Source organism: Sphingobacterium sp. SRCM116780 (assembly GCF_021442025.1).
Lineage (GTDB): Bacteria > Bacteroidota > Bacteroidia > Sphingobacteriales > Sphingobacteriaceae > Sphingobacterium.
Map to the genome: position 1 here is coordinate 158,184 of NZ_CP090446.1, position 16,645 is coordinate 174,828.

Annotated in this window: 6 protein-coding genes; all 6 read left to right on the plus strand. The window is 41.9% G+C overall.

The window, feature by feature from the left end:
- The first annotated feature begins 257 nt into the window (after nt 1–257).
- Genes LZQ00_RS00685 through LZQ00_RS00710 form a run of 6 tightly spaced genes read left to right on the plus strand, consistent with a single transcriptional unit; the run spans nt 258 to nt 16,103 of the window.
- On the plus strand, nt 258–455 hold the full coding sequence (locus tag LZQ00_RS00685; RefSeq protein ID WP_234511021.1) for a hypothetical protein: 198 nt from the start codon (nt 258–260) through the stop codon (nt 453–455).
- Between the two features lie 13 nt (nt 456–468).
- Nucleotides 469–1,623 carry a hypothetical protein gene (locus LZQ00_RS00690; protein ID WP_234511024.1) on the plus strand — a complete coding sequence of 385 codons (1,155 nt, stop codon included), beginning with the start codon at nt 469–471 and terminating at the stop codon, nt 1,621–1,623.
- Nucleotides 1,624–1,671: 48 nt separating this feature from the next.
- Nucleotides 1,672–7,962: a hypothetical protein gene (locus LZQ00_RS00695; protein ID WP_234511027.1), complete on the plus strand. Its 6,291-nt coding sequence runs from the start codon at nt 1,672–1,674 to the stop codon at nt 7,960–7,962.
- A 48-nt stretch (nt 7,963–8,010) separates the two neighbouring features.
- Nucleotides 8,011–13,020, plus strand: a complete 5,010-nt coding sequence (locus LZQ00_RS00700) for a hypothetical protein (protein WP_234511029.1) — start codon at nt 8,011–8,013, stop codon at nt 13,018–13,020.
- Between the two features lie 31 nt (nt 13,021–13,051).
- Nucleotides 13,052–14,014: a hypothetical protein gene (locus LZQ00_RS00705; protein ID WP_234511033.1), complete on the plus strand. Its 963-nt coding sequence runs from the start codon at nt 13,052–13,054 to the stop codon at nt 14,012–14,014.
- 46 nt (nt 14,015–14,060) lie between these two features.
- A complete protein-coding gene (locus LZQ00_RS00710) occupies nt 14,061–16,103 on the plus strand; it encodes a hypothetical protein (RefSeq protein ID WP_234511036.1) in 2,043 nt (680 codons plus the stop codon).
- Nucleotides 16,104–16,645 lie beyond the last annotated feature (542 nt).

Below are 16,645 nucleotides of genomic sequence, written 5' to 3' on the forward strand. Positions count from 1 at the left end.
AGCCTCATTCCCCCCTTACTTTTGTTATATCCTATTTCAAAGCGCTTGTCTTCAATGCTTGTTACGGCTCTTTTATGAGTGCACAATTAACAGATAATGAAGATAATATGAAATAGGGTAACGGGTTCGAACACCGTGAAAAATCATGGAAACATTGCGATTGAAGTCCTGTCATAGGGGGTTCTTTCTGCTTCCCGAGTTCTACAATGGGAAAGGTATCCATGGATAACAAAAGGTTAAACTAAAAGTGAAAAATGATGAACAAAGAATTCAATAATAACAATACACATGCGATTGCTGAGACAAGATTTGTTCGGCAGACTGTTCGATTGGAAGTCGAGTCATTGGAAGAGAACAAAGGACGATCTATATGTCCTTGTACGCATCAGCTCCATGGCGATACAATGACAAGCAACGGTCAGTCGATGCTAGATGCAACAGGATTTACCAACTAAAATTTAAATTATTATGTCACAAACTATATGTACACAATCGGCCAAGTTTGCAATCGGAGGAGAAGCAGTATTCCCCGGAACCAAGTTTCAGGTCGATATCACGTTTACAGATCCCAGCTTAACGGCGAGCAATGTGCTTGCATCCGAGTGGTTTCTCGACGGGGTTTTGGTGGATGGTATCAATGGTCTGCAGCTCAAAGGTCAAGGCTATTGCGGTGACCATATCGTAGCTGCACGCATCTTAACAAATGAAGGGTGGTCGGGATTAAAAACGTTTGCTTTTGCGAATTGTAAGTCCATGCTTAATCCTTATTTGGTGGGGCCGACTAGCCTTAAGGAAGGTAGTTCCGCGGAATTTAAGGTGATTAGACCTTTTACCGATGACACCACATTTGATGTGTCCTCATCCTATACCTTCTCTGCAACTGAAGGTTATTTTGAACGGAATATTTTCCATTCGGAGTATAGCGATAGCTTGGTGGGAACCAAAACAATTGATATTCAGGCGCAATTTGATGGAACGACATTGATCCAACAGATCGATATTATCAACATTGACCAACCTGTTGTTCCAATTGCAGATTTCGACTATATGATCATTCGCTACAATTGGCAGGATGGTGCTTCCGGAGGACTAGATGTTGCGGTAGGTCTTGAAAATACCGATTCTGGATTTAATAACCAATATGTGGGTTATGGTAATCCAAGCGCAATTATCCCCGATAATGGTACGGAAAGCAATGCCTATCTCTGGTGGGCGAATGACAATGTCAAAAGCACTGGCGAAGAATCTGTTTTGATCAATGTGAAAAAATTTACCGAAGATTTTGCAGCGAACACTATCATGGGTGACTTTACCTATACAGACTTTTCACCGACTGATTTCTCCGTAGACGATATAAAGAATGTGGGTGAAGTCGGTTTGTATGCCATCTGGAGAGGTGCTCCATCGCAATATGGTTTATTTCAAGTGGAGATCAAAGCCTACAAAGGTGGAACCATGCAGCTACAGGGAACGGAGTTCATCAATCAAGGGGGTACCGAGCTCTATAAGAAAACCTATACGTTATCGACTAAAAAAGAGAACAGTAACCTACTTACAGACTACTACCGTTTCGGTAAGCTCCGTTTCAACAAGAAGACCAGAAAATCGACCATCTCTTTGTAAGATGGATCAAGTAATTAATTAAATCATGAAACAAATAGCCAAAACTATATGTCAACAACTAACACCATAACCAACCGTTACTATCCGGCCTTGTCGGAAGTAATTACTGTGGATGACCTACCGGAGTTTTTGCACTCCGCGGAGGAAGGCTTGAATGGCTTGCTGGATCGCATCCATTACAAGAATCTACAGTATTCTCGGTCACAGCGTGGTGATTCGGCTTACTATAGTCTTGATGTCGTAGCCAAGAACATTGGCTTGGCATTGCCCTTTAGCATGCGCCTGGTGCTCAATCCCGATGAGGATGGAGATAGCAGCATTTCCTCATTTCCGGTCTCATTGCAGTACCAATGGGAAATGCTCGCGTATTTAAGGGCTTTCAAGACACAGAAGTTTGCCTTCACCCCTGAAGCGTTTTTCGATCTCGGACTCCAGATCTTTAAGATCAGCGAGGGCGAAACTGCCGCTCATATCATTAATAATTTTATCGAATCTGAGGAAGGGATCGATGATAAATTTCAACAATTGGTTGATGCAATCAATCTGGCTTATCCATCTGCTAATTTAGCTTTTCCTGCAGGCGAAGAACCCACGGCAAATAAATTGGTGGAACTGATCAATGCCAATGTACAGATCAATAAAACAGTTTCGGCAGTATTATTTGCTATTTACATCGGATCCGATGTAAGTGATGCGAAGGATAAGCTGCAGCAATTTTACCAACAGATTATACCTTCGGGTATCGAGGAGTATATCCGAAGTTTAATTGTTCCTAAGGTACGCGCTACGGTGACACTATCTGCAGGAATTGAATTCCCAAAGAATATCCTGAAACCTGTAGATGCACAAGGGAAAGAACTTCCTGATCCTGACCGAAAAGCGCTTTTCAAATTTGCAGAGGCGACTTTTTATGCCGATACAGAAGCTGGTATTGGTTCTGAAATCGAACTGGCAGGATCTTTATTGCCTGGACCCTGTATGATAGGGAATACTGGCTTTATCGTGGAATTCGAAAAAGCAAAACTCGATGTCAGCAAGCAACGTAATATCCCCGAAGCCGATCTTGCAGGTTATGGACCAGATTTTACGGGTTTGTATATTAAACATGCAGGTATCAAGTATCTGGGTTTCGGAGAAACAGATGGCAACACAAATTCATTAGCGATTGTAGGCGATGACCTGTTCATTGGAACGGGGGGACTTTCGGGTCGTATTGCCCTGGAATCAGAAGGAGTACTGAAGCGTAAATTCGGCAATTTCACAGTTGAACTTGACCGTTTTGCGGTAGATTTTAATAAGGGGAAAGTTAGCCACTCGGATATTGCAGGAACATTGACAATCGAAAGGTTCAAGAAAGATACAGGAACTTTTGTCATTGATATTGACGCACAGATTGAGGATGATGGCAACTTTATGGTGACGGCCCAACCACAGTCCGAACCGTTGAAAATTACGCTGGAGAATATTTTGGAAATCAAGATCCGTAGCCTCCAATTAGGAAAAGAAGATCGTGGATTCTATGTTGAAGTAGCAGGTTCACTTGACTTTCTTGCAGATATTCCAGGATTGGGTAAAGTGCTTCCAAAAAATATCGAAGTCCAAAGATTCCGTATTTGGGAAGATGGTGATCTTGAATTTGAAGGTGGAAGTTTCATCATTCCACAGGCTATCACGTTGAAAGTAGGTCCTGTTAATATGGAGATCAAAGAGATTTGCTTAGGGTCTTATACCAAGATGCATAATGGAGTAGAACGTCGTTACCGCTATTTCGGTTTTGACGGGATGATTAATACAGGAAGAGCTGGGGTAAAAGCAACGGGTGATGGAATCAAGTACTATTTTACGGTCGATGATAACGACACAGACAAACCTTTTGACAACTTTACCAGTATCGATGGTATTGGCATCGACTTGACTATTCCAGGTAATGTGAGCAAAGAACAGGCTGCCTTTATTTTAAACGGTTACTTAAGTATGAGCAATCCCGATCCAACTATTGTTGGATCCAATGCAGGAGTCGAGTATACGGGCGCGGTCACCTTTGCCCTACCTAAACTTAAGTTGGCTGGATCTGCAAAGATGCGCCTGAATCCAAAAGTACCAGCTTTTATCGTAGATATTGGATTGGAACTTCCAACTCCGATTCCATTAGGACCTACAGGTTTAGGTATCTATGGATTCCGCGGATTGATTGGTCAGCATTATATGCCTTCTAAAAAGGCAACTACACCGCCATTGAGCGAGGATGCTACTTGGTGGGACTATTACAAAGCAAAGAGTAAGATTACAGGTCTTGAGGGTATCGAAATCGATAAGTTCGCCAACGAACCTGGATTTTCTGTGGGAGCAGGAGCAAGTATTGCGACAACATTTGATGGTGGCTATACCTTTTCTTCTAAACTCTTCCTGATGTTGGGCTTACCTGATGTTTTCCTATTACAGGGACAGGCAGCTATTCTTCGTGAACGTATCGGTATAACCAGTGATGTGGATCCACCATTCAGTGCGATGATCTCCATCGATAACAAATCGGTGATGGCTAGCCTGGGTGTCAATTACCTTTTGCCTGAAAAAGGTGCAGCTGCAGGTGATATTTTGACTGTACAAGGTAAAATGGAACTGGCTTTCTTCTTCAACAACGCTTCCGGTTGGTATATCAATCTAGGTAAAGATCAACCCGAATCGGAACGTGTTCGAGCGAGGATACTGTCGCTTTTCGAAGGTTATAGTTATATGATGCTTTCAGCGAAAGGATTCAAAGTAGGGGCAGGAGCAAAATTTGATTTTAAAAAGAAATTCGGACCTGTTTCCGTAGGCTTAGGAGCTTATATCGATCTATCGGGATCGATCAGTTTCAAACCGATTCAGTTTGGTGCTCAGGCACAGTTTGGGGGATATGCCTATCTGAAAGTATTCTTTGTGAAACTTGGTCTTTCTGTGAATGTCATTTTAGGTATTGATGCGCCAAATCCGTTCCGGATCTATGGTTCATTGGAAGTCAAACTCAATTTACCATGGCCAATCAAGGATATCAAATTTAAGTTGGCTGTGGAATGGACATTCAACAAAAATACAACAGCCTTAAACGAACCTATTGAAGTTCTGAAGCTACCGAATGAAGCGGAGGGTTATATGCCTGCGGCAGCGATCAATATCCTGTCGGAAGAAAGTTTCCCAATCAATTACCTCAATAAGGCAATTCCGGGAACGATGGTGAATATCCCTGCTCCTGGTTCGACAGGCTGGCGCCATAATTTCAACACGGAAGAAGAAGCTAAGCTAGTAACGATTCCATTGGATAGTTATATCGATATAGACCTGATGAGCCCGGTGAAGCCATATGGAGCCGATCGATTGGGAGGGGCAATGAACCAACTTCCAGATGGATACCTACAAATGGTGCCTCCTGAAAAGGGACTCAGTGAGCAGGTACCACACGAATTGCGGATGATGGGATTGGATATCTTCTGTTGGGCGGATAACCAGTGGAAACCTTACCATGTCTACGATGCGGTAACGGCCATTGTCGAAGCCAATCAAGGGCAAGTGGATCTGCATACGCTTAAAGATGGGTATTGGCAATTCGACGAACCTAATAAGTATAAAAAAATCCGTTTGCTGTCGCAGAATATGTTTGCCATGACCAAAGACGAAACATCGGCTGTTGTAGATATGGACGCGTTGAATTTTAAACGTAAGGATCTGTTTTGTTTTGAAGATGCCATCAAGAAATATCAGGTGGATTGGAAATATACACCAGAAGGTATTATCTATAGCAAAGGACGTGTTTTTGAGCGTGAAGGATTCAAGTTTACTTTGAATGGTATTTCGGCTGTTGTTGTATCAGATATCACGACCATCCACAACAACTTCCGCTTGCGGGAGAATGGTGGAAGTTTGGAAATTCTATTACCAGAACCGCTGACTTACTTCCAACTGCGCTTGGCAAAAAGTGAAAATACAGGTACTGTAGCTTTTTATACCCATCGTGAGGTGCCAACACAATTTGGACATACCGAAGTGGAGGCAATTTTGATACAAACAGCGGATATTCAGGTAACAGAAGAACAACAAGAGCTGGCTTACGAAAATCTGCAGCAACCGATCCATAAAGTTGTGGTTCAATTAGCACCTAAAAGGGTGCTCGGATTTGAAGGCAATCTACAGATCGGTGGTTATCAGAGACTACCGGAATCAGCAGGATTGACTGCGCCACATGCTTATGAAGCTAAAAAAACACTGGCAGATGTCGTGCTCTTCAATCGTGCACTTGCTGCACAAGAACTGTTGACTCCAGATTTGGAGACACTTTCAGGTGCTGTGGGCAATTGGAACGGATTCGATCGTCTTGATCATGTGGGGACTAATGATGCAATCATCATGAATACGCCAATCTTGCTGGATACCCTTTGGTTGAAGGCTGCACAGAATGAGTTGATGGAACTGTCTAAGAACCATACCTATATCGCCAATGCAGATAGCTTGCAGGTAATGGCATCACCATCGTTAAAAGTGGAAGAAGGAGATTTCTCAATCGCTTTAACCATGATGTTCAGCGCACTGGAAACAGGTGTTAGTACACTACTTTCCAAGGTCTACGTACATCCGGAGAATGGGGATAAAAAAGGATTCTCTGTTCACTTGGTTCGTCGAGAACGAATGGTGGCTAATCATGACTATCGTAACGATCAGGTATTACCAGGTTACGACGTCGTATTTACAAGTTACAACGATCAGACAGCCAGCAGTATCACGGCTCATGCCGATATGCTGATGGATTGTAGCAACGGTTTCATTCCGACTTCACAATATGCGCAGATCGCAGTGACAGTATCTCGTGCTTCCAATACCATCCATATTTATGTGGATAAGGTGCTGAAAGCAAGTGCGCCAATTCCAAGTCAGCTCAATCTGGATCCACCGCGTGATTATGCGACGGATATCTTCGAAATGATCTATATGACCGAGTCTGTACACCGACGTGTGGAAGAAAGCGAAATGACCAGAGAAGGTTTCATTGAAGAGAATGAAAAGATCAATGCCAACCTCAACCAAACAATTCAACCTGTTTGGAGACCGGATACGATTTATGCTGTTGTCGTGAAGACTAAGGATGTGGTCAACAAGAATGAGGCAGGTGCTGTTCAACAGAATTTTATCTACGGATTTAAGACTGCAGGACCAGTTGGTCACTTCCACGAACAAAGTGCCGTGTACCAGCAGTTGGCGAGCCAAGATCAGGCAGCTTCATTCAAGCTAGCCAGTCTGAAACATTACATCGATTATGAGCGCTCTTTCCCGGATGCTTTGGGACGTCAAGATCGCAGTAAGCCTTTGTTCTACGACGAAGCCAAAGTCGGACTGCTCTTTACTAAGCCTTACTTGAATGCGATGTATGGTAACTGGGATGGTTACCAAGGTCGACCAGCAGTTCAAAGTCGACTGGATATGAAGTTGATCGATCCGTATGGAGCAGCATTCTCACCAGAATTGGTATGGGAAGAATTGCCAGAGGAATCCATTGATGACAGCAATTTCAGAAGTCTTCCTGCCGATCAGCAGCGGATCTATTTATTGAACCGCTCTGCTTTTGAGGATGCTTGTAATCCGAGTGATATTGTCATTACGAAGAAGAAGAAGAAAGGGGAGTACCGCTTTCCGACATTATTGCCAAACCGATTGTATACTGCGCTATTCGAATCAATCTATCAGCCGGAAGGCCAGGCAGAGAAGAAAGCTGAAGTACATCGTTTCGGGATCATGACCTCGCGTTATGCCAACTTCAATGAGCAAGTGAACAGCCAGCATGCCATCTATCCAATTGTAGTGGAAATGGATACACAACAGCTCGAAGGACTGTTGCTGGATATCTGGAACAATACCTATGCAGGTAATGATGCAAATATTTTGCGGTACACAGATCCATATGAACGTATGATCTATGGTGGATTACAGTTGCAGAATTTGCAAAGCTACGACCATACGGTGGTACAACCGATCATCCAGGTAGATCCAATCACGAAAAACAGGAAGATCATTGCCGTACTCGTTCGCAATCCGGAACCGTTCAACCATCCGAATTTACCAAAAGAAACATTGGTGGATACGATCCAATTGGGAAGCCTGAATGCAAGTCTGGAATTCCAGGCAGATACAGCAATCCAGGCGATCCACTCGACCAATCTGTCGTCGGTCTTATTGAGCAATGCACAATTGTCAATAGCAGCAGGTTATCATCACCTCAGCTTTAAGTATAAGCAATTCAATGGTCAAGATTACCAGACCGATGTGGATGCTGTGATCTTACCGATGCATCTGTCAACGGATGGCACGGCTTAACGAAAAGTATTAAAGAATAATTCATCAATCATTTAGATAGATAAAAAAATGACTAAAGTAATAAATTATCACGCCTATCATGCAGCGTATGGAAACATTGCCAACTGCCTAGATAGCATTTACCAGCTCGAAAGAGCTGGTAAATTTGAAATGCATCCAGCTCTATTGCAGCAGTTTCGCCTATTGGAAAGCGATGTACTCAAAAAACTGTATACACATGCGATTTACCTGTATGCCGAACTGGCCAAAGTTGCTCCTGAATCCTCACCATTACCAGACGAGTATTTCCATGGCGATTTTGATGAGGAGGATTTTCTGTTCGACGATTTCTATGCAGGCTACCTCGATTTTGATAGTACCTCTTACAACGTGATCTTTCGAACAATCTTACTTATCCTGAACGAGATCAAACAACGCGGATATACCTTAAATGAGGAACAACTCCGTCTGTTGGATGCTGACCTGGTGGTTTTTCTGTCCGTTTTTTGGAAAATACAGGCAGCCATCAAAAAATTAGGTATACAAGTTTGTATGGATTTAGAAGCGAACGCTTTCCACAATTCGGATGGTGTGATGGTACAGGCTGCAGGTTCTGATGGACAACAAGGAGTAGTGCAGGGAGTACATCTGCGTTGGAGTTTCTCAGATGAACTGGGACACAATCATTTGCCTAAAGGCGACTATTTCAATGGAAAGTCTGTGACGTTGAATGGATACAATCAAACAGACGATTTTGTACACATTTATCGTACCCCTTATAGCCAGGAAAATAAGCTGTTTGTTGATTTTTTAATACACAGACCTGTTATCCTTGCAGCAGATAGAACATGGATTTATACCATCAATGAAACCCAAGGAACGCAGCTCCGTACCAGCCATGTGCGGATTGTATTTGAAGATCAAGAAGCCTACGATCAGTTGCTGGGTCCCTTTGATCCTTCGGAAGATCCACAAGGTTTCATCAATCAGTATGACGGTGTATTGTCTATTGATGTTCACGGTAAATCTTATTTTCAGATCGGATTGAGTTTATCCAATGGCACAGATGCAGGTCAACACGTCAAGCTGGAAGGGATATCGGGGCTAGTACCCAATAATTCTATGGATGCGGATGATCATACGGCATATGCGACCGAAATACTCGCTGCTGAACACAGCCGTATGGTGACTTTTATGGCTGACAATCTTAAATATGTACGGGTCAAAAAAGCGCAGGAATTGTTCTTGAAAGGCGTGCAGATCGAAACTTACGAAGGCTTATTGGTCAACAAACAAGCAGCGGACTGGATGGAAGTAGGCAATGGATTTGGTCTGTCATTGAATGATGCGGTGGTGTTGGATCGTTTGGAAAATGCAAGCAAACGGATTGATAACCTCTGGCCACATTTTAATGAGGGCACCAAACTACGTGCAGCTAATTATGTAGATAAATGGCAGAGTGGCGATGCTGACGATCCAGCACTTAAGGATTTGGTCAGGAAGTACCTCACATTGTCCGAAACTGATTTTCGTGCCATAGAGGAATTGGAACGCGATGCATCAGTGGCTGAAATGGAAACCATTCGTATCAGTAATTTGGATGTGATCAATTTGATCGCGTTAGATTATCACTTTGCTCGTATGTTGGGATTGGGACATATCGATCAGGATGCCGCGACAGATTCAGGTGAAAAATATGTATATCAGTTGCGGTACAGTAACCGTAGCTCATTGGTGTCAACAGAAGAAACGGTGTATCAATATACCAGTATTCCGACCTCGATCCACGATGAGCGTTTGCCCGAAAAACCTGCCATACGTCCCGTGAGCTACACGTTTCCCAATAACATGGGTACGTTGAACAATATGTTGGATGCAAAAGGTTACAACAAGACTGCACGTATGCGTGTCATCAATATCGGTCGTGAAAAATACCACTCGGAAGAAAAAGAATTACAGTTCTTTGATGATCTGACAACGGAGATGAATCATAACGAATCCTTACAGAGTAAAGCTGTTTATTATGGCGTAGAATACCGTAATGGAAGCGATTCGAGTTATGTGAAACCTGAGATTACACATGCGATGGAAATCGGAGGGAAGATATACTATGATTATGATCCAGCATATCCTGAAGGTGTAATGGAAACGGTGCCTGTGATTGACAACGATGAAAGTCTATACACACACTTTGTGACGGAAAATGGGGAGCATGTCTATGCGATCTATGGGATCAACTGGTTTGGCCGTGCATCGGTTATCAGTGACGAAGTATCTTCTGACGAAACTGTATTTCCTGCGATAAATAAGTTGCAGGCACCTGGCAATGTTACTGTACAATACCTACAGGAAGAAGATCCGATTATCTTCACCACACAGACGGAGCAAAACTGGTTGACAGGCCGTAAACAAGCTTTTCCGAACCAAGATACAGGTATGACCCGTGTTACCTTTGACTGGCTTGATATGATGGATATTTCAGATCTTTCGAGCCATAGTCCAGAACGATTGGCAGAGGTTGTCCGTGCAGATCAAGTCGAAGGTTTATTCCTGGATCGAATGCCGCTACAATTGGTTGGTAAACTCTTATCCGTAGAGGAAATTGTAGGGGAAAGCGAATTAGTTCGATTGAAGACAGGACCCCACATTTTGATTGATGGTAGTCAGTTGGCACCGATCATTCCGGAGACAGATCACTTTCGTTTTCAGGATAGTGTGCTGACGACTTCTGATGGAAACTTTAGAGTCAAAGCTGTGGAAGCAGGACAATCAGGTGTCGATATTATCCTGTACAAGCGAAGAGTAGGAAACATCGTTTCGGATGAGGATGAAGTTCCAAGTTACGGTATTGCAACACGTTGGCAGTTACCAAAGAGTGGTGATAAATTCACAACGATTGAAAACTTAGGGCAGCACGCCAATTGGTCTCCCATCCAAGCAGCTATTCCATTGGTTGACTTTGCCGATGTAAATCAACCTACGATTGAAACTCGTGTCGATATCGAAGGAAATAAGACGCATTTATGGGTTGGTGGTATTACCGATGAAGCAACAGTAACACCTTTATTTGGAGCACATTTGCAAGCCAACGAACAGTTACCTGGCTATTATGAAGTACGCTTGCCGAATTATGTTTTGCCAGCGCATCCGCAGACTAATATTCCTTATCTAGCGGATCAACCCAATAGGAATGCACCAAATACGGTCAATCCTGCCCATGTAGAGTGGTATAAAGGAATTATCCGTATGCCATTAGCAGATCTTAGTGGTGAAAGTATCAAGGAGTTGCAAGTTGTCCGAATCGAGTCCTTAAATCCATTGTTGCTTTATGTGGCCGATCCAACTTATGTCGAAAAACCGATCCAAGTACCAGCAACAGTAACAGAATTGGTTACAGTCAATTTCCATCCTGGATATCGGGCATACTTTTTCAATGAACCGCTTTCAGGTCAGTTGAATAAGACGCATATTGAGCCTACTGCTGGAGAAAATGATCGCAAGACGCTGTTGACGTTATACAGTAAGGATCGTATTCAAGAAGGTTTTACTTCTGGTATTGCTACGCCTACGGTATTATTTGCCTTGCGTCATGATGAACCACAGGATATCGAGCAACCAGTAGCCTTAGGTGAAGGGAATGAAACAATGGGAAGAAGAGCCTTTGCAGGACGAGCTGTCGATGGACCATTGGAAGTGAAAAAAGTACGTCCTGATTCGACAAAAAGTGCGGCGTTTACATTTGACATCACAGTCGGTTCAGATGCGAACGGTAGTTTACGTAATCCTTTTGGATATGTCTTTTATCGGACAGATCAACAGGAAATCTTGGAAGCGTTGTACAAACCGGAGACGATTGTGGCTATTCAGCAGCAACTGTCTGGCTTGACTGAAGACCCATATTATTACCAGCGTTTTTACGAATTGGCCAATCAGGTCTTTGATGCAGCAAATCCAACGCAATACAACGTGTTTGAGGCACAACCTCAGGCATATGGATTCCCTATACCTGATCAAACAGGATTGGATCTTGCGACCGATGCTTTGGAGATCAAAAAGCTGAAATACATAGGAGCCATTCAGTCGGCATTAATGCCGATTACGGAACAGCCTGTAATCTTTACTTATGTCAAAGAAGGACAGGTAACTGAAAATGCCATTCCAGCCATTCGGGATATCGATGGAAAACTCATGGATCCAAATGATTCGAAGTTTAATCCTTTCCCGATGGTACGGAAGTTTCAAGATGCACAATTGCCCAACAGCTGGTTCTTGCGATTTACAGATTATAATTTAAATGGTAATTCAAATAATCTCTATTTCTATGCTGCTGTGGAAGTCAATGCCAAACTGCAACCAGGTAATTTGAGTCCATTTGCGGGACCTGTGACTGTGCTATCGACTGTAGCAAGTGAAGCTCCGAAGATCAAGAGCTATGTGTTGCAAAGTAATGAAAATATGGAGTGGTTATCACCTTTGGTAAGTTTTACACTAGATGCATTTTTGAAAGAAGATCAGGTGACGAAAATCCGTTTGTATCGATTTGCTTCGATGGAACAAGCTAGAAGTCTTTCAGGCAGCGAAGCGACAATTGATGCGATAATCGATAACCCAGCCGACCTGACGCATACGTTGATCGATACGTTTTCGGATAAGAGCGAATTTCCGTATGGCAGTACTTATTACTACCGCTTTGTAGGTGTACGTACCCTAGTGAATGAAGGTGGAGCATTGGAAGAAGTGCTTACTGCGCCATCGGAAATTATCGAGATGCTGATTCCGGATACACGGAAGACAGCAGGGGCGGTATTGACCTATATGGAGAATCCTTCACAGTTGACTTGGGAACCAATTGGTAAAGATTATGCTTACTACCTGTTCCAGATGAATAACAATGGAAACTGGGTTAAGGTTGCAGAACAGCATGCTCCTGATACCAATCAGACGATGCATTATGCAATAAATACAACCGAATATCCAAGACTGGATGCGGATGGCGATGCGTTGTACTATCGCTTTAAACTAAGTGTGACCAATACCTTGGGTGAGTATAGCCTACAAGAAAGTGAATTAACAATATAAATAAGTTTAACAAAAATTAAAAAATACAATTATGGCAGATATTATAAGCAAAGCGCCGATCACGGATGCGATTGTTGATCAGGTGATTAAAGCGAATGAAATTATGGATGAAAATTCGCAAATCACTCAAGGCGTACAATTGAGAAAGTTAGTGAAAGATCTTCGTGACCGATTAGAGACGGAAATTGAGAAGAGTAATGGGACGATTGATAATAAAGTTGATAAAGATGGAGATAAAGTTTTATCAGACGTGAATTGGACAGTCGAGGAAAAAGATAATGTCCAGACCGCAATAGGGAATTTTGATACTTGGTCTAGTGGTTCCGCATCAACAGAGTATGTTGATGGAAAGATTACTCCATTACAAACAAGTATTGATGGCTTGACAAGTGATATGAATGGAGTAGTTAAATTGTTGGATGCACCTAGAACACCTATTGTAAATAAAAGCGAAACAGATACATGGACTCCACTGTCAATCTTAAATAACAATGGAACATATGAAAGTTTTGATTTTAAAGTTCCTGAACGTTTCTATTCGAATCCTAATGAAAAAGGTTTCTTAAGGTTAAGGTTTGTAGCTACTGTTACTCCAAAAAGTGCTGGGATAGTAAGTCTTCGGATGAAATACATACCATTTGTAGAATATGAATTTGTTGATCTTGGAGATGGTATAGGATATGAAAAAGACAATAAATATTACTTTACTTTATTTTCTAATATGATAGAAGAGAATGATACTACAGCAAGGCAGTTTCATATAGAAGTAATGGCGCTGAGAACGTTAGATGACACAAATCTGTCTATATCTACAACAATAAATGGTAAATCTATTATCAGCTCAGGGCATGTCGTTGATGGAGGATGGATTGAAGCAGATTCCATTAGCGGTTTAAATTTTAAAAGCTTTGAGTTTATTGCTAATAGAAGCACTAACAATGCAGATATTGTCATCTCTGGACTAACAGCTGAAATGGCACTCTTGAATGACTAAAGAATTTTTTTCTATTAATTAGAATATCAATCCTAATAAATATAACATGGCAAACGAACAAATAACGGATCAATACATCGAGGATGTTATTAAATCCAATCATACATACAACCCCAATTTAAATAAAACGCAGGGGGAAAAACTGCGAGAATTAGTAAAAAACCTACGCGACCATATTGGTGAAGTAGGTGCAGGTAGTGAACTCTTTATCAATTCGGAACTGGACAGAGAACCAGATCTAGCTTTTTTCCGCGCCAATTATGGTGCGGATTTTGAAACAGGTTCGCACGTTTATTTCATCAAGTTGCTGAAGCTGTATATCAAGGTTAAAGATTCCAGCTGGATCTGGTGGGATGTCAACTTATTGACCGACGAAGAGTATACGTTTAGTATTGATGTTGTTCCTGCAGATGCAGAAGTCATCATCAATGGTGAAGTACGAAACTCGATTATTGCAAGACCGGGTACAGAGATCAACTGGTCTATCTCTCGTCTCAACTATAAGCCAGCAAGTGGCTATGCCCGAATTGGGGACAGGGATGAGGCGTTGCAAATCCAATTGATCCCGATTCTGAACAATGCAGATATTATCTTTAAGGTAAAGACGACGGTTGCCAATACAAAAGTACCAACGATTTTACTCCGTACAGATACGGTAGAAGGATTAGCAAAACTTGAATATGGCGATGGTCAGGAAGAACTTGTGAATATTCCAGTTTATAATGGCGATGACCAATGGATCGATTCAGAAGGTACTATTCATTATATCGATGCTGGAAATACGTTTTACCATACTTATGCAGAACCTGGTACTTATCAGATCAAGGTTACAACAGGTGATTCTGTGAACTATTTTAGATTGTGTGAAGCCTTGACAAAAAGTTCGGCAGGATATATGGCTCCATCGATCAATAATTTTGTAGTCGAAATTGTGAAGGTTAAATCAGCTACCTTGACAAACTTGGATTACAGCTTGGCTGGATTACCAAATGCTACTGTTGTGAGTGGATTCCAATTGGAAACACCAGAAGTGGAGACAATGGTCGCTACATTCTATGAGTTCGGAAGGAATATTACCACATTAAGATGGAGCTTCCCGGCTACGATGCTAAGTCAAATTACTAAACCGACCGAATTGACAGGAACGTTCTTCCGATGTGGATTCCGTAAGATAGAAACAGGCTTCCTGGATAGTTTTGTGAATCTGACATCTGTTTGGGAAATCTTTAAGAATTCTTATTTAGGTTTCGACTACTACAAAGGTATCGATGGTGGAGCTTTCCGAAGTTCATCTGTCAATGGAACAGACGATTTCGTTCCGGTATCCTTATTTTGGAAAAATAAATATCTGACCGATATCAGCCATGCGTTCAACTTTATTGGTAATGGTAACTTCGGTAACTTCACAAGTGGGTATAACAGTTTCTTTGTGATCCGTAGAGAGTTGTTCTGGAATGGTAAAGATGTTGGCAATGCCAATGGAACAATTGCTACTGCGCTATATACGTTTGGTAAGTGTAACCGTATCTTGTTTGAACCGAATATCTTCAAGCATGTTCCTAACATCAGTATTATAGGTGGGATGTTTACACAAACTAGTTTTACATCGCATCCTATCGCATGGGCAACGATGATACCTATTGCCAGATCAGAGTCTACAATTGTTACATCGGTTACGGCAGAAGGTGTTGTGAACACAGGAAATGGTAAAGGGTTAACCTTTGACCTGAATGTGATCTTCCCGAATAGCTATCCTTCAGTAACTTGTATGAATGGTGCCTTTACTTGTGCGGCAGATGGTGTCGATTATGGATTCAACAATCCAATTGATTATGTGCCGAATGGAATAGCCGGTATGAAGTTCTCTCAAGCGTTTAGTGGGGCTGATTTCTTAGCCAAATTCCCGAATGCGAAGGCAAATAGCGTAAGTGCATCCGCAAAAATGCTATTGGGCCAAACAGCAGGAACTGAAACCGATAAATCCGATGGTCGTAATGGCGCGCTTTATCGTCTAAATCAGGCTGATGGTCGTTTGACAGACGCAGCGACTTTACCAGCATTGGTATTCAATAATGCCGTGGCTTATTAATATAGCCTAGATAATGCAATCGATTCGTTAAAGCAGATGGAAACAGCTGTTTTAACGGATTGATTTGAAGTAAAAATCAAAACATGTTTGACAAGACTTGTCGCAATGCAAATGTATTGTTGATCCGAATGGCATCATAGATCAAGCTCTTGGAGAATAATGATCAGAATAATTTTGACGAGACTTTGACTTAGATATTTCATTTAGACTGGGAGCTTTCTCAATAAAGATTTTCTGATTTACATAGTCTATTATTTCTATTGAAGCTTCGGGCAACGTTTGCCCGAAGCTTTAATACGTTTATGTACTTCTGATTGCCAACCATCTGAATGATCAAGTTATTGAAATAAAAACAGATAAATCTGATTCATACCTACCCATTTATTTCCCGACTTTTCGGTAGTTCTCAGATACCGAGAGAAAACACACAATTTCAGTAAGTTTTACCCTCACTTGCTCACTAAATTTGCTTTATCTAAAGGAAATAGATTTACTGTTTCATTATTGGAAGTACATCGTTGATGTATTCCATAGTGAAAATA

Bases quoted from the DNA above. Each gene is read 5' to 3' on its own strand.
- LZQ00_RS00685 (WP_234511021.1), top strand. From the start codon at position 258: ATGAACAAAGAATTCAATAATAACAATACACATGCGATTGCTGAGACA.
- LZQ00_RS00690 (WP_234511024.1), top strand. From the start codon at position 469: ATGTCACAAACTATATGTACACAATCGGCCAAGTTTGCAATCGGAGGA.
- LZQ00_RS00695 (WP_234511027.1), top strand. From the start codon at position 1,672: ATGTCAACAACTAACACCATAACCAACCGTTACTATCCGGCCTTGTCG.
- LZQ00_RS00700 (WP_234511029.1), top strand. From the start codon at position 8,011: ATGACTAAAGTAATAAATTATCACGCCTATCATGCAGCGTATGGAAAC.
- LZQ00_RS00705 (WP_234511033.1), top strand. From the start codon at position 13,052: ATGGCAGATATTATAAGCAAAGCGCCGATCACGGATGCGATTGTTGAT.
- LZQ00_RS00710 (WP_234511036.1), top strand. From the start codon at position 14,061: ATGGCAAACGAACAAATAACGGATCAATACATCGAGGATGTTATTAAA.